Origin of the sequence: Halanaerobium saccharolyticum (assembly GCF_004362045.1) — a bacterium.
GTDB classification, from domain to species: Bacteria; Bacillota; Halanaerobiia; order Halanaerobiales; family Halanaerobiaceae; genus Halanaerobium; species Halanaerobium saccharolyticum_C.
Map to the genome: position 1 here is coordinate 38125 of NZ_SNWX01000010.1, position 22135 is coordinate 60259.

A 22135-nucleotide genomic window follows, 5' to 3' on the forward strand; every position below is an offset into this window, starting at 1 on the left:
TCTCTTTTTATATACCTGATCATAAGTACTTACTTTACGATTTTTCCAAATACTCTGATGCAGAGATAAGGGGTCAGATTAAGTTAAGATTATTTTTGAAATTAATATCGCATATTTTTGATGATAATTTTGATAATGGGCTGCGCGAAGTTCTGCCGTTATTAATTGAACTAAGAGAAAAAACAACTGGACCTGAATATATTGAAACTGTTGTGAAGTATATTTTAAATATAGGAGAGGAAATTTCTTTAAATGAGTTGGAGCAAAAATCAAAAAACATTTCAGCTGAAGGGAGTGCTGTAATTATGACTATAGCAGAAAAAATTTATCATGATGGAAAAGAAGAAGGTAGAGAAGAAGGCAAAGTAGAAATTATGCATGAGATGATTGAGTTTGCACTTGAGTTGAAATTTGGGCTGAGAAGCAAGGATATTATAGAGGATATAAAGGAGATAAATGATTATAATAAATTAGAAGAGATTAAGCAAGCCATAAGAAATTATGATTCTTTAGAAGAATTTACTGCTAGTTTGAATCTTTAATTTGATAAATTTAGAATTTGCTTTTATAAAATAAAAAACAACATAGTTGGAAAATTATTCAAAACAATAATAACTTCTATTATTAAAGGCGGTTGCTTAATGCAGCTGCTTTTTTGATTATTAAAATTAAGTTTTAAGAATTATTTGTAATCATCTTTCAGATTAAATATAATAATAATAGAAAGCACACAATTCGGGAGGGATAAATAATGGAATATAGAACTATTGGTAAAACTGGGGTCCAGGTTTCTCCACTCTGTTTTGGAACGATGTCCTTTGGTGGAATTGCTGACGAAAATATGTCGCGTCAGATGTTTAAGGCAGCACGGGATCGGGGTATTAACTTTTTTGATTCTGCTGATGTATATAATGAAGGCCGCTCTGAGGAACTGCTGGGTAAGTTTATGCAGGAACATAAATGTCGGGACCAGCTGGTTATTACTTCCAAGGTTTATGGTAAAACAGCTAAAGATGTTAATGCAAAAGGGCTTTCTCGCCGCCATATTAAACTGGGAGTAGAGCAGAGTTTAAGAAGGTTAAAGACTGACTGGATTGATTTCTATTTTGTTCACAGTTTTGATTCGAAAACAGATATGCTGCAGACCTTAAGAGCGATGGATGATCTGGTCAAAGAAGGTAAGATTCTGTATCCGGCAGTCAGCAACTGGGCAGCCTGGCAGATAGAAAAGGCGCTCGGTATTTCTCGTCAGGAGAGTCTGGCTCGCTTTGAGATGATCCAGCCGATGTATAATCTGGTTAAAAGACAGGCAGAAGTAGAAATTTTACCGATGGCTGAAGCAGAAAACATGGGTGTTATTTCTTACAGTCCCCTTGGTGGTGGCCTTTTAACCGGTAAGTATGGAAAAAATAAACGCCCGGATAAAGGCAGACTGGTAGAAAGAGAAGATTATGCAGCCCGTTATGGTTTAAAACAGTATTATCAAATAGCAGAGGATTTTAGCAATCATGCTCGAGAAAGAGGAGTTGATCCGGCATCATTAGCAGTTGCCTGGGTAGAGTCCAATCCTGCGATTACCGCTCCAATTATCGGAGCTCGCAATATAGAACAACTTAAGGGTTCTCTGGGAGCACTGGATATCGAGATGACTGAGGAATGGAGAAAAGAAATAACTGAACTCTCAATTACTCCGCCGCCGGCAACAGATAGATTGGAAGAACAAAAAAACATAAATTATTTTTAGTTTAGCCTTGAAAAAATTTAAATATAAAAAGCAGGAGGTTTTAATTAATGAATAAAAAAGATATTGCAAAAACTATTGATCATACTCTTTTAGGAGCAGATGTGACTAAGGCTGGGGTCAAGAAAAAGTGTGCTGAAGCCAGAGATTATAATTTTGCCTCAGTCTGCACGAATCCGGATCAGGTTGCCCTGGTTAAAGAGGAATTAGCTGGCTCAGAGGTTAAGGTCTGTACGGTAATTGGCTTTCCTCTGGGAGTTAATTTAAGCGAGACAAAGGCTGCAGAAGCTAAAGCAGCTGTCAGAGATGGTGCTGACGAACTGGATATGGTTATGAAGGTAGGTGCTCTAAAAGAAGGCGATTACAAAACTGTAAAAAAAGACATTGAAGCAGTTGTAGAAGCTGCTCAGGGTAAGCTGGTTAAAGTTATAATTGAAACCTGTTATTTAACAGATGAGCAGAAAGTTAAAGCCTGTGAAATTGCTAAAGAAGCAGGTGCTGATTTTGTAAAAACCTCGACCGGTTTTGGCAGTGGGGGAGCAGCTGTAGAAGATATTGTTTTAATGCGAAAAACGGTTGGAGATAAAATGGGAGTAAAGGCTTCCGGAGGTATTCACAGTTTAGAAGAGGCTCAGGCGATGATTGAGGCAGGAGCAACTAGAATTGGCGCCAGTTCTGGAGTTCAGATACTCGAAGGCTCAGAATTTAGTGGAGATTATTAAAAATAGAAGTAAATAGAATTTACATTTAGAGGTCTGTCAGAAGCTTTTTTCTGATAGGCCTTTTCTAATTTTAATTTCACTGCAAATAGTGTTAAAATTAAGATAGTATAAGAAATTTCCAAAATAACTTGACAGCCTTGGATTATATAACTATAATAGATACAACACTTTAATACTTTAACATGATAAAGGACTAAAATAATAAGGGGGAGGCAAAATAGATGAATGCATTTGTAGAAGGTGTTAGAGATATTTTACCGGCTGAACTGAGGAAAAGAAGAGCTATCTATCAGACAATAAGAGAGGTTTTTGAGGCCAATGCCTATCGGGAAGTTATCACACCAACTCTTGAGTCTTTAGAATTGTATGCAGGTATAGAAGGACTGGTTGATAAAAGTGAGATGTTTAAAGTAGTTGATGACAGGGGACAAATTTTAGTTTTAAGACCGGATCTGACAATGCCGATTGCAAGGCTGGCAGCCAGCCGTTTTCAGGATAGTCCGCGACCACTTAAATTTTCCTATTTAAGTTCAGCTTTTCAATCAAAGAATTCTCAGAGTTTAAGTCTTAAAGAAAAAACTCAAGCTGGGGTTGAGCTGATCGGCTCAGACAGTTTAGAATCTGATCTGGAAATGATTCTGCTTTTAATCAAAACAATGCAGAAAGTTGGAGTGGAAGAACCGCTGGTGGATATCGGTCATGCTGATTTAATCAACGAAATCTTTGCAGACTTGAAAATTGCTGAAACTGAAAAAAAAGAACTGCGCCAGCTGCTGGCAGCTAAAAATAAGGTTGGAATCAAAAATTATATAAAAGATATTGAAGTGACCGAAGATGCAGCAGAAGTTCTGCTGAGACTGCCTTCTCTTTTTGGTGCTCCCAAAAAGGTAGTTAAAGAATTAGAAAAAATGCCTTTATCAACGGAGACTAAAGATGCCTTAAAAACTTTAGAAAAATTATTTAATAAACTGGAAGAATTTGAGGCTCTTAAATATATTACCTTTGATCCAATGCTGATTTCCCGCCACGGCTATTATACGGGCCTGATATTTAAAGGCTATGCTAAAGGCTACAGCAACCTGCTGGCAAGTGGGGGCCGCTATGATAACCTGACAGAAAAATTTGGTGTCGAAGAGCCTGCCGTAGGCTTTGCTCTGGAAATAGAAAATCTGCTTGATTATTTAAATCGAACAGAAAATTTCAGTGAAGATCTGGAAAAAAGATTTTTAATTTCCTATCAGCAGGATAAAGACTTTAAACTTGCCTCTGAGCTGGCAGAAGATTTGAGGAATGCTGGTTTTGTTACCGAAGTATATAATGGAGCTGACAGTAAATATTTAGATTTTCAGCAGGTGGATTTTGTGATTAATCTGGAAGCTGATAATCTGGAGTTAAAACAGTATGGTGGAGCCAGTGCAAAAATTGAAAGAAACCAGAAAGAAGCATTAGAATACCTGATTTTAAACAAAATAGAGGAGTGGGAATAATGGATAATCTCTGTATTGCCATGGCTAAAGGAAGGCTGGCCAAAGAAGCAGTCAAGCTCTTCCGGGAGGCTGGATATGATTTACCTGAAAATATGCTCAAATCACGCAAATTGATTTTCGAAATAGAAAGCGAAAAATTTGAAATTATTTTAGTTAAACCGGCAGATGTACCGATTTATGTGGAATATGGTACAGCTGATCTGGGTATTGTGGGCAAAGATACCTTATTAGAAGAAAATCGTGATCTCTATGAGGTTCTGGATTTAGATTATGGCGTCTGTGAGTTCGCTCTGGCCGGGCTGCCAGATCGTAAAGATACTTTACTGGAGCGTAAGGTAGCAACTAAATATCCTGATTTTACCCGCCGCTATTTCCGCAGTAAAGGGGAACCGGTTGAGATTATTAAACTTAATGGTTCAATTGAGCTGGCACCGCTGACTGGACTGGCTGATACAATCCTGGATATTGTAGAAACCGGCAGAACTTTAAAGGAAAATGGTCTGGTAGTCTATGAGAGTATTAGAGACTTATCTGCTCGCCTGGTGGTCAACAAGGTAAGTATGAAAACCAGACAGAAGGAGATTGCTTCTATTATTGAAGCTTTAGATCAAGTAGTAAATGGAGATGATAGTAATGCTTAATATAAAAAGGATTAAAGACGGGCGAAAAAATGTGGATCAGGTTAAGGAGCTGCTGGACAGCCGTTCCGGTGATAATCTGGCTCAGTATCGAGAAATAGCGGCCGGGATTTTAAAAAATGTTCAAAAAAATGGTGACCCCGCAGTTTTAGAATACACTGCCCGTTTTGATGGGGTTGAATTTGAAGCTTCAGAGCTGGAAGTAAGAGAAGAAGAAATTGAAGCTGCACTTAAAGAAGTAGATGCTAATTTTATTCAGGCTCTAAAAAATGCAGCTGCCAATATAGAAGATTTTCATGCCGAGCAAAAGGATAGATCCTGGCAGAAGCAGAAAAAACCGGGAATTATTACCGGTCAGGTCTGCAGGCCGCTAAAAAGAGCTGGAGTTTATGTACCTGGAGGTAGAGCAGCCTACCCTTCTTCAGTTTTAATGACAGTTATCCCGGCAAAAGTGGCGGGGGTTGAAGAAATCATAATGCTGACTCCACCTGATAATGAGGGCAAGGTAAGCCCCGTTATCCTGGCAGCAGCTGAAATTGCGGGTGTTGATCGCATCTTTAAGATTGGTGGAGCTCAGGCAGTAGCTGCAGCAGCTTATGGAACTGAAACTGTACCTGGAGTTGATATTATTGTTGGCCCGGGGAATATTTATGTTTCAATGGCTAAAGAGCTGGTCTTTGGACAGGTAAAAATTGATATGATTGCCGGTCCCAGCGAAATTATGATTATGGCAGAAAAAGAATCCAATCCAGCTTATATAGCAGCTGATCTGATGAGCCAGGCTGAACATGATCCTCTGGCCTCTTCGATTCTGGTTACAGATGCACCGGAGCTGATTGAAAAAGTGGAAAAAGAATTAGAAAAACAGATCCAAAAGATGAGTAAAAAAGAAATTATTAAAGAATCACTGGAGAATTTTGGCTTGATGATTGAAGTTGAAGACCAGGAAGCAGCAGTGGAAATGATCAATCTGGTTGCCCCCGAACACCTGGAGCTGGCAGTCAAAAACCCATTTGAACTGCTGCCGGCAGTAGAAAATGCAGGTTCCATCTTTTTAGGAGAATATACTCCGGAGCCAATTGGAGATTATTATGCAGGCCCAAACCATGTGCTGCCTACAAATTCAACTTCTAGATTCTTTTCTCCCTTATCTGTACGAGATTTTGTTAAGTATTCCGGTTTTATCCACTACAGTAAAGAGGCACTTAAAGAAGCAAGTGATGATGTGATCTGTCTGGCAGAAGGTGAGGGGCTTGACGCCCATGCTAACTCAGTTAGAATTAGAAAAGAAAAATAAATTAGTTTAAATCTAAATTTAGATTTAGCATTTTAAGCTGAAGGAGGAAAAAATGAGCAGTAATAATTTAAATAACAAAGAGCAAATCTTAAAAGAACAGCTGCGGCCTGAAGTTAGAGCGATTTCTCCCTATCACGGCGAAGAAGATGACTTTGAGGTGAAAATTAACCTTTCCGGAAATGAATCACCTTTTGATCTGCCGCAGGAGATTAAGGATAAGTTTAAAAAGGAATTTGATCAGCATGATATCAATCGCTATCCGGAAATTTATTCGGAACGCCTACATCAAACTCTGGCTGATTATTTAACCAGAGAGCTGGATAAAGAGGTTAGTACTGAAGAAGTATTGGTCGGCAACGGCTCAGATGAAATACTGGATATTTTAATTAGATGTTTTGTCGAACCGGGAGAGATTGTACTCTCCCAGGCGCCTACTTTTTCGATGTATAAATATTTTACTGAGCTAAGCGGTGGTCGTTACGAAGAGCTGCCGCTGGCTGAAGACTTTGATTATCAGAATATCAAGAATAAAATTGACGAATTAAATCCCAAGCTTATCTTTTTCTGTTCCCCCAACAACCCAACCGGTGAGGTGCTGGAGAGAGAAATGATCTTAAAAGTGGCTGAATATTTTACTGGCCCGGTACTGGTTGATGAGGCTTATGCAGATTTTAATGAGATTGATCTAATGCCAGATGTCAGTGACTATCCTAATCTTGCAGTCACCCGGACTTTCTCCAAGGCTTTCGGCCTGGCAGGAATTCGTTTTGGTTATCTGTATGGAAATAAAGTTTTAGTAGAAGAACTGAAAAAAGTCTTAAAACCATATAATTTAAACTCTCTGACAGACATCCTGGCTTGTTTAATTCTGGATAATGATGATATTATAAAAGAAAGAATCGAATTTATTAAAAAAGAACGTCAGAAGCTTTATCAGAAACTGAATCAGTATCAGAAGTGGCAGCTTTATCCTTCGATGGCCAATTTTCTTTACATAGAAGGCAAAAAAACTGTGGAGTTTAAAAATATTTTAAATCAGCAGGGAATTAAGATCAGATCTTTTAGTGGTCAGCCGCCGGCGATTAGAATTACTATCGGCAGTAGAGAAGAAAATGAGGCTGTGTTAAGGGCTTTTGCAGAATTTAAAGAGCAAAATTAGGAGTGATTTATAATGAGTAAAGATCGGGTAGCAGTAGAGCAGCGAAAAACCAAGGAGACTGAAATTATTGCCAGTGTAAATCTGGATGGAAAAGGCAGAAGCGAGATTACAACAGGGATTGGGTTTTTTAATCATATGCTGGATCAAATTGCACGCCACGGGAGCATTGATCTTGAGCTTTCTGTTAAGGGGGATCTCCACATTGATCAGCACCATACAGTAGAAGATACCGGAATTGCACTGGGTAAAGCTTTTGCCAGAGCGCTAGGAGACAAAAAGGGAATCAGCCGCTTTAGCAGTGCCTTAGTTCCTCTGGATGAAACTTTAGTCAGAGCAGTTGTTGACATCAGTGGTCGTTCCTATCTCTATACTGACTTACCATTTACAAGAGAAATGGTTGGAGATTTTCCTGCGGAAATGGTAGTTGAATTTATGCGAGCTTTTGCCTTTAATGCCGGGATTACCCTTCATTTAGAAATACTACATGGTGATAATTGTCACCACCAGATTGAGGCAGTCTTTAAAGCTCTGGCCCGGGCGCTGAAAGAAGCAGTAAAAATTGAGTCAGATGAAATTCCTTCCACAAAGGGTGTGCTGTAAGTGATTGCAATAATAGATTATGGAGCCGGAAATTTAAACAGTATTCAAAAGGCACTGGAGTTTGTAGGGGAAGAGACAGTTATTTTAGAAGAGGGTGAGCAAGAAGATATAGATAAATACTCAGGTCTGGTCTTACCGGGAGTAGGTGCTTTTCCGGGAGCAATGAAAAGACTGCAGGAAGATAATTTTATAGAGTTTATTGAAAAATTTGTAGCTGCAGGCAAACCTTTTTTAGGAGTCTGTCTGGGAATGCAGCTTTTATTTGAATGGGGATTTGAGGATCAAAAAACTGCAGGACTTGGACTGCTCAAGGGAAATATTACTAAAATGGAAACCGAATACAAGATTCCTCATATGGGCTGGAACCAGCTGCAGATAATTAAAAATGACCCTTTATTTAAAGGGCTGCCGGAAAATCCTCATTTTTACTTTGTCCATTCCTATCAGCTGACAGAGGTTACAGACCAGGTTCTGGCCACAGTTGGCTATGGGTCTACAGTACCAGCAGTTGTCAGGCAGGATAATGTAATTGGATTTCAGTTTCACCCCGAAAAAAGTGGAGATAATGGGATTAAACTTTTAGAGAATTTTAGGGAGCTGTTATAGATGATAGTATTACCGGCAATTGATTTAAAAGCAGGTGAGGTGGTCCGGCTGAAGCAGGGAGATTTTGAGCGCAAGACTGTTTACAGCCAGAATCCTTTAGAGATTGCAGAAAGTTTTGCTGCTAAAGGAGCAGAATGGCTGCACTTAGTTGATTTAGATGGTGCTTCTGCAGGTGAAAACAAAAATTTTAATGTAATCAAAAAAATTGCAGCCGAGACTGAGCTTAAAATCCAGACCGGAGGCGGAATCCGCAAAAAAGAGGATGTAAAACGTCTGCTGGATCTGGGAGTTAAACGGGCAATTATCGGAACTCTGGCAGTTAAAGATCCGGAAACTCTATCCGAAATACTCGCAGAATTCGGAGCCGAAAGCATTTTAGTCAGTATTGATGCTCGCGATGGTAAAGTTGCGACTTCGGGCTGGCTGGAAGCAAGCGAAAGAAATATGTTTGATTTTGCTAAAGAAATGGAAGCTCTGGGGGTTAAATATATTTTATATACAGATATTGGACGGGATGGAATGCTCAGTGGGCCTGATTTTTCAGGATTAAAAAAATTAAAAGAAGAGACCAATCTAAATATTATTGCTTCTGGTGGAATCAGCTCCAATCAGGATTTATATGATCTGGCAGCAGAAGATTTTTACGGAGCAATTACCGGTCAGGCAATTTATCAGGGTAAAGTAGATTTAGAAAAAGCACTAATAAAGCTGGGTGAAAATAATGCTTAAAAAAAGAATTATTCCCTGCCTGGATATCAAAGATGGCAGAGTAGTTAAAGGTGTAAATTTTGTTGAATTAAGAGATGCTGGTGACCCGGTGGAATCAGCTAAAGAATATAATGATCTGGGAGCAGATGAACTTGTCTTTTTAGATATAACTGCCACCAAAGAAAAACGTAAAACTTTAGCTGAGCTTGTAGAAAAAGTGGCTGCTCAGGTTTTTATACCACTGACAGTTGGTGGTGGAATCAGGACAGTAGAGGATATGCAGTTTATTTTAAGAGCAGGAGCAGATAAGGTTTCTGTAAACTCTGCTGCGGTCAAAAATCCGGAGCTGGTACGTAAAGGAGCGCTTAAGTTTGGTTCCCAGTGTATTGTCGGAGCTGTTGATGCAGCAAAAAGAGAATCAGGAGCAGGCTGGGAGATTTTCATTCATGGAGGCAGTAAAGAGACTGGAATTGACCTGATTGAATGGGTCAAAGAACTGGAAGAACTGGGAGCAGGAGAGATTCTTTTGACCAGCATCAATTCTGATGGTACCAAAGATGGCTTTGATCTGGAGATGCTAAAAGCTGTGACAGCCGCAGTTAATATACCGGTTATTGCCTCCGGTGGTGCCGGCAGTATCCAGCACTTTGTGGATGTTTTTAAAGAAACCGGAGCCGATGCTGCACTGGCGGCCTCAATTTTTCACTTTGGAGAAATTGCAATTAGAGATGTAAAAACTGAACTGGAAGCAGAGAAGATTCCAGTCCGAATCGAAGAAAGAAAATAGAGTTTTGGATTTTTCAAAAGCTTATATTAATAAAATAAATTTTAATAGGTTTTAAGAATTGTAGACCAGAGAGGACAGGTGGTTGAGTGTTAGAAGTAATAGATAAATTAGATGAGATTAATTTTAAATATAATAAGCAGGGATTAATGCCTGCTATTGTTCAGGATTATCAGACTAAAGATGTACTAATGGTGGCCTATGTTAATGAGGAATCACTCAAATTGAGTTTAGAAAAGGGAGAAACAGTCTTTTACAGCCGCTCCCGCCAGGAATTATGGCATAAGGGAGAAACTTCTGGTAATACCCAGGAGATTAAAGAAATTTATTATGACTGTGATCAGGATACAATATTATTTACGGTTGACCCCGCAGGACCAGCCTGTCATACAGGTGAAAACTCCTGCTTTTTTCGTAAAATTGCAGAGGATACAGATTTAAAAGCCAAAAAGATGATGAAAATGGAGCAGCAGGCCCAGAATATAGAAGCTGAATTTGAAACAGAAAAAGTTGTGGATTTTCTTTATGATTTAATTTTGAGTCGGAAAGAAGAAATGCCCGAAGGCTCCTATACCACCTATCTGTTTGAAGAGGGTATAGATAAAATTTTAAAAAAGGTTGGCGAAGAATCAGCGGAAGTAATAATTGCCTCCAAAAATGAGCCAGACGAAGAATTAGTTTACGAAACAGCAGATCTGGTTTATCATATGCTGGTTTTACTGGCCGAAAGAGGAATTAATCCCGACCAGATAAGAGAAGAACTAAAGAAACGACATAAGTAGAATATATAGGTACCTAAATGTAACTAAATATCAAAGGCAGTTCTGTATTCTAGAGCTGTCTTTTTTCTATTATTATGGTATAATATAGTAAATAGTCATTATTATTTTAATAAGCATTTTTTACAGAAAGTGGGTAAAATCATCATAAATAAAATTAAATTGACCACAAACATTTTAAGAGATTTTGATATATTTTTGGACAGGATTCTAGAGGATAAAGTACGGATTAGCAAAACTCAGGAGTTTATTAATGGTGGTAAGCTGGTTGAATTAAATGAGTTTATGAAGACAGATCGACTTGATAGTTGTCATAATAGAACACCGCAGTATAAATATCTACTTTTACATTTATTTTATAATATAGCGATTGCAGGTAAAATTTTAAAAATCGATTACAGCCGAAGCACAAAATATTTAATAAAAGATAAAAACTTTGAGTCTTATAAAAAATTGTCTGAGTCAGAAAAATATTTATTTTTACTAGAAACATTCTGGCTGGACTGTGACTTGGAAAAGATGCAATCACCTAAAACAAATACAAATATTGAGTTTAACTTAGAAAATTATTTAGATAAACTAATGGATCGGAAACAGCTTATATTCAATGATCAGCTTAAATATCATCTGGGTGCATTTTTAAAATATCTAAATTATTTGGGACTGTGGAAGGTAGATTTTTTAAAATTAAAATTAACAGAGATTGGAGAGTTAATTGCCCCGGTTCTGCTTAACAAATGGCCTTTTAATGATTGTAATCTACCGTTATTAAGAAAACTTGGCCATGATTTTGGTATTTATGGAGCCAGAATGGCTTTTCAAGATCCTTTCTGGTTTGACTTTGTTGATATTTTTCCAGAGATTAATGGTACAATCCCAAGAGTTGTAGTTAAAAAATTAACTGGTAATTATATTTTCAAAATTAAACTGGGTAAAATCTGGCGTAAAGTAAAAATTGCAGCTTCAGCCACACTTGCCGATCTACATTTAATGATTCAGGATGCTTTTGATTTTGATGATGATCATCTTTATTCCTTTTTCCTGTCAAATAAGCCCTGGGATGGATCCGGTTATGGTCGACCAGAAGAAGGAATGGGCTTTAATGCTGCAGAGAAAAGACTTTTTGAACTGGGAATGGAAGTAGGTCAGGAGTTTCTTTATATTTTTGATTATGGAACCGAATGGAGATTTAAAATTAAAACTGAAGCATATATAGATGAGGAAGAAATTAAAGAGCCTGAAATTATTGATATTAGGGGAGAAAGTCCGGATCAGTATGGTTTTTAGGAAGGGGCAGTCGGATGGAAAAACTATTTAATAAATTTAAATACATAATAATTATTTTATTGGCTTTGATAATGATTTATATTTTTTCAGGACAATATACAAATGTCAAAGAAGTGGTGGAAGACAAATATAACAGTCGCCAGCAGTTAGTAGAGAAAAATATTCTGCAGACTGTAAATTATATTGATAATGCCTACAAAATTGTAGAGCAGCAGTTAAATCAGGAGATGAGAGAATATTCAGAGCAGATGGTTGCAAAGTACAGAGAAAATCCAGATGTGATGGAATGGGATTTATTAGAACTTAAGCAGCAGTTTCCTAGTTATGACATTTATATAATAGATCAGAGTTTAAAAATAATCAAAACTACATACAAAGAAGATCTGGGACTTGATTTTTCTAAATTTAGCAGTTTTGCTTCTGTTTTAAGAAATCGAATGCAGGGAAATGAATTTGAAGTTGATCGAATTGATCTGTCAACTCAGGCCGGAGAAATAAAAAAATACAGTTATATGCCCAGCCCTGATCACCAATATTTATTTGAATTAAGTGTCAGTATTGAAGATCAATATCCATCTTTTCAGAGTTTAAATCTGTTTAAAGATGCAACTGCTTTAACTTCGGAATATGAGATGGTAGAAGATATTTCTTTTTACAGTGTGGAGCCTTTAAATTATGAGGTTGCCAAGATTAGAAATAGCAAAAAGCCGTATATAAATCCGGATGTACCAGAATTCGAAGAAGAACTTGCCCGGCAGACGGTTATCAGTAATTCCAGACAGGAGGCTGCAGCCAAGATAGATGGTGTGAAGTATCACTATCGATTTTTTCCTGCTTTAGTAAGTGAAGGAGAAGGGGAACAGGGATGGAACTCCTATGTAGTTGGAATTGTTTATAATAAGCAGATAATGCAGAATGAGATTAGCAGTCACCGCCGCTTATTTGCCGTTAATATTGTTTTACTGGCAGCTCTGTTTGCCAGCTTTATTGCAGTAGTGGTTTATTTATTAAGAAAGTTTGAACACCAGGCCTATCATGATAAATTAACCGGTCTGGCAAATAGAAAGTATTTTGTAGAAAAGTTTCAGAAATTAAAAGAAAAAGCTGATTTTTCCGGTAAGAATATTGGCCTTGTTTTTATAGATATTGATAGATTTAAGGAAATTAATGATAATTATGGACATGACATAGGAGACAGGGTTTTAGAAAATATTGCCTCCCGCATGGAAAATAATTTGAAAGAAACAGATATTACGGCCAGAATGGGTGGAGATGAATTTGTGGTTGCCCTCTCCGATTTAGATTCTAAAACCAAAATCATCAAAGTAGCAAAAAGATTAATTAAAGAACTTAAAAACCCACTTATTATTGATGAGAAAGAGATTGCGATTAGTGTAAGTGCAGGTGTCAGTTTTTATCCTGATGACAGTCAGGAGTTAGAAAAACTTATTAAAAACGCGGATGCAGCAATGTATAAGGCAAAAAGAAAAGATAGTGATATAGAAAGTAATTAAAATTAATTATTGAAATTATATGGTGCAGGGAGTATAAAATATTCTATACTCTCTGCCCATATTTTTTTGCCTTTTAATTTAAGTATGTTAAAATTTAAATAAGTAAGCTCTAAATCAAAAATTAATCAAGCAAAAATGGGAGGAAAGGAAATGAAGATAACATACGAATCAATAGGAGAAATAAGGTCACCATTTATGGCTCCTGAGGGAACTCCTATCCAACCAACGGCTGCAGGAGCTGCTGCAGGAAGAATCGAATTACTACCTGAATATCAGGAAGGACTAAAGGATCTGGCAGGTTTTTCTCATTTAATATTATTATATCACTGTCATCAGGCTGGAAAAGCTTCTTTGACAGTCAAACCATTTATGGAGAATAAAGAGCATGGGATTTTTTCAATTAGAGCTCCCAGCCGCCCCAATTCAATTGGTCTTTCGATTGTTCAACTGGAAAAAATCGAAGCTAATATTTTATATATTAAAGATGTTGATATACTGGATAAAACCCCTCTGCTGGATATTAAGCCCTATGTACCGGAATTTGATAGAAGAGATGAGGTTAAAATCGGCTGGATGGAAGCAAATATCAATAAACTTTCTTCTGTTAAAGATGATGGCAGATTTGCTGATAACTAAAATTTGATTTTATCCAGATATTTCTGTAGCTTAGAGTAAGGAAGAAGTAGATGGAGCAAAAATTAAATGATTATATTTTGTTAGGAGTTTAAAAGATATGAATAAATATTTTAATGTCATGGCATTTCCAGCTGGACCAATCTGCAATTTAGACTGTGATTACTGCTATTATCTAAATAAAACAGAACTATATCCAGAAGAGAATAACTTTCAGATGACCGAAGAAATATTAGAGAAATATATTAAACAATATATAGAATCTCAGCCGGGTCCAATGGTGAATTTTGGCTGGCAGGGAGGAGAGCCTACCTTGAGAGGACTCGATTTCTTCAAAAAAGCAGTAAAACTACAGAAAAAGCATGCGCCTGAGGGCTGGAAGATAGAAAATTCAATCCAGACCAATGCAGTTTTAATTGATGATCAGTGGGCAAAATTTTTAAAAAAGAATAATTTTTTGGTAGGAGTAAGTCTAGATGGGCCAGCAGAGCTGCATAATAAATATAGAAAAGATAAAAATGGAGAAACAACTCATCAAAAAGTTATGGCTGGGCTGGAAAAACTAAAAAAATATAAGGTGGAATATAATATTCTGGCAGTAGTAAATGAAGCTAATGCTAAAAAACCGGAAGAGGTTTATCAATTTTTCAAAAGAATTGAAGCTGATTTTATGCAGTTTATCCCTATTGTTGAGCAGGATAATGAAGGAGATATAATATCTCGATCGGTGGATTCAAAAGAGTACGGCAAATTTTTAATTGGGGTATTTAACCAGTGGCTCAATGATCTGGGAGATATTTATGTCCAGATTTTTGAAGAAGCTTTATCAGCCTGGGCAGGGTTTGGAGCAAATCTCTGTGTGTTCAGTAAGGAATGTGGTAAGGCTTCAGTAATGGAGTATAATGGAGATTTGTATTCCTGTGATCATTATGTTGAATCGGAGCACAGACTGGGTAATGTTAATGAAATTGATATTTTAGAGATGATGGACTCTAAACAGCAGCAGAAATTTGGTAGAGCAAAGCGAGAGCAGTTAAACCCAAAATGTTTAGAATGTAGATATTTATTTTTCTGTCATGGCGGCTGCCCTAAAAACAGAATTATAAATACAGGAGATGAGTACAAACTGAATTATCTCTGTGAGGGATATAAGCTGTTTTTTGATTATATTGAGCCCTTTATGAGAAAGTTAGCTCAGATGGTCCAGCAGAGGAAGTCTCCAATTTTAATGCGAAAAGAAATGCAGAAGCTTTACAGAGAAAAATGGGATGTCTGCAGGAATGATAGCTGTCCCTGTGGAAGTGGTAAGAAATATAAAAAGTGCTGTTTATAAAATTAGTTCAAAGATTTAGCTTAGGATTGTAGTTTGTTTACTTTCTTTATTAATTTAATCCTATATAATGTAGCTACAAATACATCTAATAACTTTATAAGACAATAAGAAAGGATGATATTTATGAAGAAAGTAGTTAAAAAAGCAGCCGGAGCTGGTGCAGTAGTGGGAACTGCTGTAGCCTATGGCTCACTGTTAGTTAACACCTGGTCCTAAAAGTTAATTAATGTAATTAAAAGTCATTATGCCCCTCAAAATAATTTTAGTCTTATTAAAAAATTATTAAGAGGGGAATTTTTTTGTGAAGAAACACTTTGCAAATGGTGAAAATTATTTATCTAAAACTTCATTCATGCTTCCACTGCGATAGCCCTCTAAATCAAGAGTTATATATGTATAACCAATATCTTTTAATTTATTAACTATTTTATCTTTCTTTTTTAACATTAAGGGAAGGTCCTCGGGCAGTACCTCAATTCTTGCAGTGTTTTGATCATGATGCCTGACTCTAAATTGACTAATTTCCTGATTACGCATAAATCTTTCTGCCTGATCTACCATTTCGAGTTTTTCCACAGTAATTTGATCACCATAGGGAAAACGAGAGGAAAGACAGGCAAAAGCCGGCTTATTCCAGGTTGGTAAATTGTATTCTTTAGATAAAGCCCTGATGTCATCTTTTGTCATTTCTGCTTCTTTGAGAGGACTTTTTACTTCCATTTCTCTGGCCGCCTGCATACCCGGTCGATAATCATGAAGATGATCATCATAATTTGAGCCGTCCAAAACATAATTATATCCTTTTTGTTCAGCCACTTTTATAACTTCTGAAAAAAGCTCTTTTTTGCAGTAATAACACCTTTTTTGATCATTTTTTACAAAGTTTTCATTATCCAATTCTGTGGTGTGAATTAAATGATGTTCAGCTCCGATCTTAAGAGCAAGTTTTTTTGCTTCTTTTTCCTCTTCCGACGGATAGGTTTCTGCACAGGATGTTACAGCAAGTACATTTTCCTTTCCCAGGACTTCTACAGCTGTCTTTAATAAAAAAGTGCTATCTACTCCTCCAGAGAAGGCAACAGCAGCTGATTCCAGTTCTCTTAGTATTTTTTTTAGTTTCAAAAATTTATCTTCTAAATTCTCCAAATTTAATAACCTCCCGCAAAATACTTTCTTTTAATTTTTTCAGTCATCTTTTAGGCAAAACCGAATAAATCGATAGAGATTAAAGTAAAGATATCATATTTAAACTGATTTTGTCAAAAAAATGATCGATTTAACTAGATAAAATGAGTCCATTCCTCAGCAATTCTGCAGAAACTTCTCAAAAAGCAGGGGAATTAATTTTTATCTTTAATTATGAATTAACAGCTTAAAAATAGAGGAAGGGGTAAAACTTATGAAAACTGTAATTATTGGTGGAAGTGGTCATATTGGTTCCTATTTGGTGCCAGAGTTAGTTAAAGCCGGACACCAAGTTGTAAATGTTTCTCGTGGTCAGAGTCAGCCTTATGTTAATGATAAAGCCTGGAATAAGGTTGAACAGGTAAAGATGGATCGGGATCAAAAAGCTGACTTTGCAGAAAAGATTGCAGCGATGAATGCCGATATTGTTGTTGACTTAATTAATTTTAAGCTCAAAGATACTAAAAAAATGGTAGATGTTTTAAAGGATACAAAGTTATCACATTATTTATTTTGTTCTTCTATCTGGGCCCATGGCAGAACTGAGTTATTAGCAGCTGATCCAAATACAATCAAAAAAGAAGCCCTGGATGATTATGGATTAAATAAATTTCAGAGTGAACAGTATTTAAAAGAAGAGTATCGTAGAAATGATTTCCCAGCAACAATTATTATGCCCGGACAAATTTCAGGGCCAGGCTGGTTAATTATCAGTCCTTTTGGCAATATAGATCCTGAAGTATTTGAAAAGATCGGACAGGGAGAAAAGATATACCTGCCCAACTTTGGCATGGAAACCCTGCATCATGTCCATGCTGCTGATGTTGCCCAGATGTTTTTTAAAGCTATTGAGCACCGAAATCAGGCATTAGGTGAAAGTTTCCATGCAGTTGCTGAGGATTCCTTTACTTTATATGGTTATGCAAAGGCAATGTATGAATTCTTTGATCAGGATCCAGATATTGAATTTTTAGACTGGAAAAAATGGTGTGATTATATAGATGATCAAGAACAGACTGAACAGAGTTATTATCATCTTGCCAGAAGTGGGTTTTTCTCAATTGAAAATGCTAAAAAACTGATCAACTATCAGCCTCAGTATTCCACCCGGGAAACCGTTGAAATAAGTATTAAAAGCTATCTTGAAAGAGATGTTATAAAAATCGAGAAATAAAGGTTAAAGATGAGCTGGCTGACCTGATTCGTTATTTTATTTTTATCAGATTGAGACGCTGGTTCTGGAAGTTAAGCAGCCTTCTTTATTTTAAAATGATGATTAATGATTATTTTTTAAACTTTCATTTAAGTTATTGATAATATATAATATAGTTAAGCATTAAAGAAAAAGGAGGCTGCTTACAATGGCCAGAATTCCATATGGCGTCAGTAGTTTTTCGCGTCTACAAAAAGAAAACTATATCTATATTGATAAAACAAAACATATTGAAACCCTGGAAAGTTATGGTGAACCATATATATTCTTTTTAAGACCGAGGAGATTTGGTAAGACACTTTTCCTATCAACCTTAGAGAACTATTATGATATTCAGGAAAAAGAAAACTTTGATCAGCTTTTTGGAGATTTATATATTGGCCAGAATAAGACCGAGCTTGCCAACAACTATTATATACTTAAATTTGATTTTTCTGGTGTTGAAACTTCAGAGCCAGAAAAGATATATGATAATTTTAACCATTTAATTTTGGAAGCTATCAATACTTTTATTAATAAATATCAAATTGAAGTTGATTATCGAGAAGCACCGGGGAGTGCAATAGCTACTCTATCAAGTTTTTTAGAAGCAGTACAATATGAAATTGATAATAAAATATATCTTTTAATAGATGAGTACGATCACTTTGCCAATGAAATTTTAAGTTTTACCTCAATAGATAAATTTGAAGATACAGTTAGCAAACAGGGATTTTTGCGTAAATTTTTTGAAGTTATAAAAAAGAAAACAGGTTCAATAATTGATCGCCTTTTCGTTACGGGTGTCAGCCCGATTACCTTAGACAGTATGACCAGTGGTTTTAACATAGCTAAAAATAAGACTATGGACAGTAATTTAAATACAATGATGGGCTTTACTGAAAAAGAAGCTCGCTATTTAATCGAAAAATCTCTACCTGATTATGATCTTGATTCAATGCTGCAGAGGTTAAAAGAATATTATGATGGCTATTTATTTACACCTCGAGCTAATGAACGAGTTTTTAATACAGATATGCTATTATATTATGTCAGTGAATATTTAATTGACAATACTGAGCCTTCAGAGCTGATTGACAGCAATATATCCAGTGATTACTCAAAACTGCAGAATCTTTTCAGTCTCAAAGATAGAAAACAAAATTATGAAATCTTAGAAGATATTCTGGCCGGGAATGATCAGAGGGGTAAGGTAACAGTAGAATTTAATCTGCAGCGGAGATTTACCAAAAAGGATTTTTTATCTTTATTGTTTTACCTGGGATTTTTAACCATTGACCGGGAAGAGGATGGCTTTATCTATTTTAGAGTTCCCAATTATGCGGTTAAGGAAATCTATTTTGATTATTTTAATTCCATAATTAGCGAAGAAACTTCATTTGATTCCCTCGAAATTGAGGCGTCAGTTGTAGAAATTCTAAAAAATGGAGATATCAATCCGTTTATTGAGAAAGTCGAAGCCACTCTGGCTGCTCTCTCCAATCGAGATTATATTAAATTTGATGAAAAATATATTAAGATTTTAATTTTTTCCTATCTAAATCTAACCCAACTTTCGATAGTCAAAAGTGAGTATGAGGTAGCAGAAGGATATCTGGATTTAGCTTTGCTGAGAAGAAATAAGGGAAAAGGTAATTATGATGCTCTAATCGAGCTTAAATATATTAAAGCTGCGGATTATAAAGAAAAAGGAGAAGCTTTAGTTGAGCAAAAATTAAACGAGGCTTCGGAACAGCTGGCGCGTTACAGCAGAGCAGTAGAGTTTAAAGATAGAAAAGATCTAAAAAAATGGGCCCTGATCTTTGCCGGTACGGATGCAGCTGCCGTAGAAGAAATTGAATAAAAAATTTAGCCTTCTTTTTAGTTATGTTTCAAATCATAACTTCCAAGAAGGCTTTTTAGATATTAAAGCACATTCCCCGCGAAATATTCAACTGCCTGAATCACGGCCATTTTCTTAACTTTATTATCATTAATTTTTTCTGATTTATAAAGTCCCAGGGCACAGTAGAGACCGGTATAATAATGTGGATTCCAGCCCGGGTTATAATATTCGGCAAAAAGTCGGTAAAGGTAGCTGGTAGTATCCTTAAAGTTATTTTCTAAATTGTAAAAGAGAAAAGTCAAATTCTCTTGATAACTTTCCAGAGAAAAATCATCTTTAAACTGCTGATAAGTTTCTGCAATTTTAGTTTCTTCTTTATTAGCTTCAGCAATCTCCAGTCTTTTTTGTTCAATTGATTTACTGCCAAAATAATCTTCTAAAATGCTGTAGGGAGGAAGCTCCTGATAAAATGAGCTATCTTCCAGCATAAAAAAGGTGTAATAAGTTATCATGTGGTGCAGGTTAACTATGCCGCTGCCGGAAGCTGCTCTTAAACCCAGTTCTTCGAGCTTCTCTGAAGCTGGTTTTTGGCGTTTTACTTGATCAGAATTATATTTACCCCGGTAGCTGTAGCGGCAGAGATACATAACATAACTTAAAACTCCTGTTGCTGCCACATCTTTGTGATGATTAACCAGATCTCTTATAACCGGGAAGAAACAGCTTACACTGTGTCCCAGGCTGTCTGGAATCCTTTCCAGACCGAGATTAAGTAGATATTTTTTTAACTGTTCCGGCTGCTTTTCCAGAATTCCAAGAGCATAATAAAATGCATTATGGCTATTCCCATTATTTATTTCTTCGCCCAGTTTATTATAGGTTTTTTGATTTATTTCACCTTCTTTATAACCGCTGCCGTCCGCTTCAAGATTAATAAAATGTCTTTCCGATAAGCCGAGCAGGACAACCCTGGCAATCTCCAGTTCGGATTCTCTGGAAAAATAATTTTTCTGAGAAAGTTCCCTCAAAAAAAGACTCATTTTGACAAAATGAAAAGATCCATAGCGCAGGCTGCATTCCATCAGCATTAATGGTAGTAAATCTTCAATTAATGAGGTCAGCGAAAAACTGTTGTTAGTTTCTAATTCTTTGAGGTATTTTTTAACCTCCTGCTGGTTGTGATTAATTATCGCTTTTTTGAGTTGGGAATCCATTGTTTTCTCACTCCTTATGATAATTAGTTTTTAATTTCCTATTCATATTCTATCATATCTAAACCAGAGATAAAATGCCCAACTCTTTAAGCATTAGAATTGTTTACTGTCATTAAAATTTACATTAGATTGGAATTATTTCTCTAATTTAAATCTCAAAATCTGATCATCATTCTCACGCGGTCTACCCCGGCCATCAAGATTATTGGTTAAAAAGTAAAGATATCCATCCGGACCAACTACAGCTGTTCTGATCCGACCATAAATTGAATTTCCCCTACCATTATTAAATAAATGTTCAATACTTTCCACATTATATTGATCACTGTTTCTATTAAGTCCAATTCTGACCAGCGATTCGCTGCGCAGGGTTCCCACATATAATTTACCCTGATAAAAAGTGATTCCAGAAGGAGGAACAGAATTTTTCCACATGATTAGAGGATTTGCATATTCGCCATCTTCAAAATAACCAATTTTGTCCGGCCAGCCGAAATTGCTTCCTGCCTCAACAACTTTAATTCGATCTTTTGCCCTTAAGCCATCTTCTCCAGAAGGACCGTGATCAGAGATAAAGAGATCTCCTGTTTCTGGATGCCAGGCAATTCCCTGAGGATTACGGTGGCCCAGACTGTAAACTGGAGAGTTTCCAAATGGATTATCAGCAGGAATTGTACCTTCTGGAGTCAGACGCAGAATTTTGCCTCCCAGGTTATTTAAATCCTGAGCAATTTCTCGATTAAAGGTATCTCCAGTTGTAATATAGAGCATTCCATCTGGACCAAAGGCAATTCGTCCTCCATTATGATTGTTTCCGGCGGGAATCTGATCAATGATAATTTCTTCTTCAACTGCCTGGTTACCCTGATCAGTAAACCTGGAAACTCTATTGTATAGCTCTCCATTACTGCTGGTATAGGTATACATCAAATAAATATAGGGTTTTTCTGGAAAATCAGGGTGGTGGGTCATTCCCATTAAACCCCCTTCACCGTGAGATTCAATATTTAGTTCCAGATAGGCTTCATTCTTTAGTTTTCCATCTACAACCTGCAGCACTGTGCCATCTCTTTCGGTAATTAAAGCTCGCTTACTTTCCGGCAGAAAAACTAATTCCCAGGGGACATTAAGATTCTGCTGCCAGGCTTCAACTTCAATACTATCTGGATTCAGTATATATTCATCTTCTACCTTCTGAGGAAACTGACCGACTCTAATCTGTGCCTGAACTGAAAGTGATAAAGTGAGAATTAACGTTAAGATTATAAAAAACGCTTTCCTTTTCATATTTACTCCCTCCAGATTTTTGTAATTAAATATTCGAAGTTTCTTTCATCTTTATTTCTAATTATATTACTTACAGGTGCTGATTTCTAAAAAGCGTTTAACATTTTCAGAAAATTATTTACA

General features: G+C 36.4%; 21 protein-coding genes. 18 read left to right on the forward strand and 3 right to left on the reverse strand.

What is annotated here, in order from left to right:
• The first annotated feature begins 11 nt into the window (after positions 1-11).
• From DFR79_RS07745 to DFR79_RS07820, 16 genes are all read left to right on the forward strand, one after another.
• Positions 12-542, forward strand: coding sequence for a hypothetical protein (locus tag DFR79_RS07745; protein WP_279512874.1), 531 nt, complete (start codon positions 12-14; stop codon positions 540-542).
• A gap of 209 nt (positions 543-751) precedes the next feature.
• A complete protein-coding gene (locus tag DFR79_RS07750) occupies positions 752-1744 on the forward strand; it encodes an aldo/keto reductase (RefSeq protein ID WP_133514939.1) in 993 nt (330 codons plus the stop codon).
• Positions 1745-1791: 47 nt separating this feature from the next.
• Complete coding sequence (deoC, locus tag DFR79_RS07755) at positions 1792-2463, forward strand: deoxyribose-phosphate aldolase (RefSeq protein ID WP_133514940.1); 672 nt, start codon at positions 1792-1794, stop codon at positions 2461-2463.
• Positions 2464-2684: 221 nt separating this feature from the next.
• Positions 2685-3950: an ATP phosphoribosyltransferase regulatory subunit gene (gene hisZ / locus DFR79_RS07760; protein ID WP_133514941.1), complete on the forward strand. Its 1266-nt coding sequence runs from the start codon at positions 2685-2687 to the stop codon at positions 3948-3950.
• Entirely contained in the window at positions 3950-4591 is a 642-nt protein-coding gene (gene hisG, locus DFR79_RS07765) for an ATP phosphoribosyltransferase (protein ID WP_133514942.1), read from the forward strand. The genes hisZ and hisG overlap by 1 nt, the downstream gene beginning before the upstream one ends.
• Entirely contained in the window at positions 4584-5885 is a 1302-nt protein-coding gene (hisD, locus tag DFR79_RS07770) for a histidinol dehydrogenase (protein ID WP_133514943.1), read from the forward strand. The genes hisG and hisD overlap by 8 nt, the downstream gene beginning before the upstream one ends.
• A 52-nt stretch (positions 5886-5937) precedes the next feature.
• The gene (gene hisC / locus DFR79_RS07775; RefSeq protein WP_133514944.1) at positions 5938-7044 is read left to right on the forward strand and encodes a histidinol-phosphate transaminase; all 1107 of its coding nucleotides are present in this window, start codon (positions 5938-5940) and stop codon (positions 7042-7044) included.
• Positions 7045-7056: 12 nt separating this feature from the next.
• On the forward strand, positions 7057-7644 hold the full coding sequence (gene hisB / locus DFR79_RS07780; RefSeq protein WP_133514945.1) for an imidazoleglycerol-phosphate dehydratase HisB: 588 nt from the start codon (positions 7057-7059) through the stop codon (positions 7642-7644).
• On the forward strand, positions 7645-8250 hold the full coding sequence (hisH, locus tag DFR79_RS07785; protein WP_133514946.1) for an imidazole glycerol phosphate synthase subunit HisH: 606 nt from the start codon (positions 7645-7647) through the stop codon (positions 8248-8250).
• The gene (hisA, locus tag DFR79_RS07790; RefSeq protein WP_133514947.1) at positions 8251-8979 is read left to right on the forward strand and encodes a 1-(5-phosphoribosyl)-5-[(5-phosphoribosylamino)methylideneamino]imidazole-4-carboxamide isomerase; all 729 of its coding nucleotides are present in this window, start codon (positions 8251-8253) and stop codon (positions 8977-8979) included.
• Complete coding sequence (gene hisF, locus DFR79_RS07795; protein WP_133514948.1) at positions 8972-9745, forward strand: imidazole glycerol phosphate synthase subunit HisF; 774 nt, start codon at positions 8972-8974, stop codon at positions 9743-9745. Before hisA ends, hisF begins: the two co-directional genes overlap by 8 nt.
• A gap of 146 nt (positions 9746-9891) precedes the next feature.
• Positions 9892-10524 (forward strand): bifunctional phosphoribosyl-AMP cyclohydrolase/phosphoribosyl-ATP diphosphatase HisIE, encoded by a 633-nt coding sequence (hisIE, locus tag DFR79_RS07800; protein ID WP_243727741.1) that lies wholly within the window; start codon positions 9892-9894, stop codon positions 10522-10524.
• A 195-nt stretch (positions 10525-10719) separates the two neighbouring features.
• A complete protein-coding gene (locus DFR79_RS07805) occupies positions 10720-11808 on the forward strand; it encodes a plasmid pRiA4b ORF-3 family protein (RefSeq protein ID WP_166638012.1) in 1089 nt (362 codons plus the stop codon).
• A 14-nt stretch (positions 11809-11822) separates the two neighbouring features.
• Positions 11823-13322, forward strand: coding sequence for a GGDEF domain-containing protein (locus DFR79_RS07810; RefSeq protein WP_133514951.1), 1500 nt, complete (start codon positions 11823-11825; stop codon positions 13320-13322).
• A 150-nt stretch (positions 13323-13472) separates the two neighbouring features.
• On the forward strand, positions 13473-13958 hold the full coding sequence (gene tsaA / locus DFR79_RS07815) for a tRNA (N6-threonylcarbamoyladenosine(37)-N6)-methyltransferase TrmO (protein ID WP_133514952.1): 486 nt from the start codon (positions 13473-13475) through the stop codon (positions 13956-13958).
• A gap of 97 nt (positions 13959-14055) precedes the next feature.
• Entirely contained in the window at positions 14056-15288 is a 1233-nt protein-coding gene (locus DFR79_RS07820) for an anaerobic sulfatase maturase (RefSeq protein WP_133514953.1), read from the forward strand.
• A 330-nt stretch (positions 15289-15618) separates the two neighbouring features.
• On the opposite strand, the gene larE is transcribed toward DFR79_RS07820, so the two are convergent.
• Complete coding sequence (gene larE, locus DFR79_RS07825) at positions 15619-16434, reverse strand: ATP-dependent sacrificial sulfur transferase LarE (RefSeq protein ID WP_133514954.1); 816 nt, start codon at positions 16432-16434, stop codon at positions 15619-15621.
• A 253-nt stretch (positions 16435-16687) separates the two neighbouring features.
• Here larE and DFR79_RS07830 point away from each other — a divergent pair, with 253 nt between their 5' ends.
• Positions 16688-17647, forward strand: a complete 960-nt coding sequence (locus DFR79_RS07830) for an NAD-dependent epimerase/dehydratase family protein (RefSeq protein WP_133514955.1) — start codon at positions 16688-16690, stop codon at positions 17645-17647.
• Between the two features lie 187 nt (positions 17648-17834).
• On the forward strand, positions 17835-19529 hold the full coding sequence (locus DFR79_RS07835) for an AAA family ATPase (protein ID WP_133514956.1): 1695 nt from the start codon (positions 17835-17837) through the stop codon (positions 19527-19529).
• Positions 19530-19591: 62 nt separating this feature from the next.
• Here DFR79_RS07835 and DFR79_RS07840 read toward each other — a convergent pair whose 3' ends face one another.
• Both DFR79_RS07840 and DFR79_RS07845 read right to left on the reverse strand, forming a co-directional pair.
• A complete protein-coding gene (locus DFR79_RS07840; protein ID WP_133514957.1) occupies positions 19592-20725 on the reverse strand; it encodes a hypothetical protein in 1134 nt (377 codons plus the stop codon).
• A gap of 135 nt (positions 20726-20860) precedes the next feature.
• Complete coding sequence (locus DFR79_RS07845; protein WP_133514958.1) at positions 20861-22012, reverse strand: PQQ-dependent sugar dehydrogenase; 1152 nt, start codon at positions 22010-22012, stop codon at positions 20861-20863.
• Positions 22013-22135: the final 123 nt, after the last annotated feature.

Coding starts and splice junctions, on each gene's coding strand:
- hisIE (WP_243727741.1), top strand. CDS start 9,892: ATGCCTGCTATTGTTCAGGATTATCAGACTAAAGATGTACTAATGGTG.
- tsaA (WP_133514952.1), top strand. CDS start 13,473: ATGAAGATAACATACGAATCAATAGGAGAAATAAGGTCACCATTTATG.
- DFR79_RS07845 (WP_133514958.1), bottom strand. CDS start 22,012: ATGAAAAGGAAAGCGTTTTTTATAATCTTAACGTTAATTCTCACTTTA.
- DFR79_RS07810 (WP_133514951.1), top strand. CDS start 11,823: ATGGAAAAACTATTTAATAAATTTAAATACATAATAATTATTTTATTG.
- DFR79_RS07820 (WP_133514953.1), top strand. CDS start 14,056: ATGAATAAATATTTTAATGTCATGGCATTTCCAGCTGGACCAATCTGC.
- DFR79_RS07835 (WP_133514956.1), top strand. CDS start 17,835: ATGGCCAGAATTCCATATGGCGTCAGTAGTTTTTCGCGTCTACAAAAA.
- deoC (WP_133514940.1), top strand. CDS start 1,792: ATGAATAAAAAAGATATTGCAAAAACTATTGATCATACTCTTTTAGGA.
- hisG (WP_133514942.1), top strand. CDS start 3,950: ATGGATAATCTCTGTATTGCCATGGCTAAAGGAAGGCTGGCCAAAGAA.
- DFR79_RS07830 (WP_133514955.1), top strand. CDS start 16,688: ATGAAAACTGTAATTATTGGTGGAAGTGGTCATATTGGTTCCTATTTG.
- DFR79_RS07750 (WP_133514939.1), top strand. CDS start 752: ATGGAATATAGAACTATTGGTAAAACTGGGGTCCAGGTTTCTCCACTC.
- hisD (WP_133514943.1), top strand. CDS start 4,584: ATGCTTAATATAAAAAGGATTAAAGACGGGCGAAAAAATGTGGATCAG.
- hisB (WP_133514945.1), top strand. CDS start 7,057: ATGAGTAAAGATCGGGTAGCAGTAGAGCAGCGAAAAACCAAGGAGACT.
- hisZ (WP_133514941.1), top strand. CDS start 2,685: ATGAATGCATTTGTAGAAGGTGTTAGAGATATTTTACCGGCTGAACTG.
- hisC (WP_133514944.1), top strand. CDS start 5,938: ATGAGCAGTAATAATTTAAATAACAAAGAGCAAATCTTAAAAGAACAG.
- DFR79_RS07840 (WP_133514957.1), bottom strand. CDS start 20,725: ATGGATTCCCAACTCAAAAAAGCGATAATTAATCACAACCAGCAGGAG.
- hisA (WP_133514947.1), top strand. CDS start 8,251: ATGATAGTATTACCGGCAATTGATTTAAAAGCAGGTGAGGTGGTCCGG.
- hisF (WP_133514948.1), top strand. CDS start 8,972: ATGCTTAAAAAAAGAATTATTCCCTGCCTGGATATCAAAGATGGCAGA.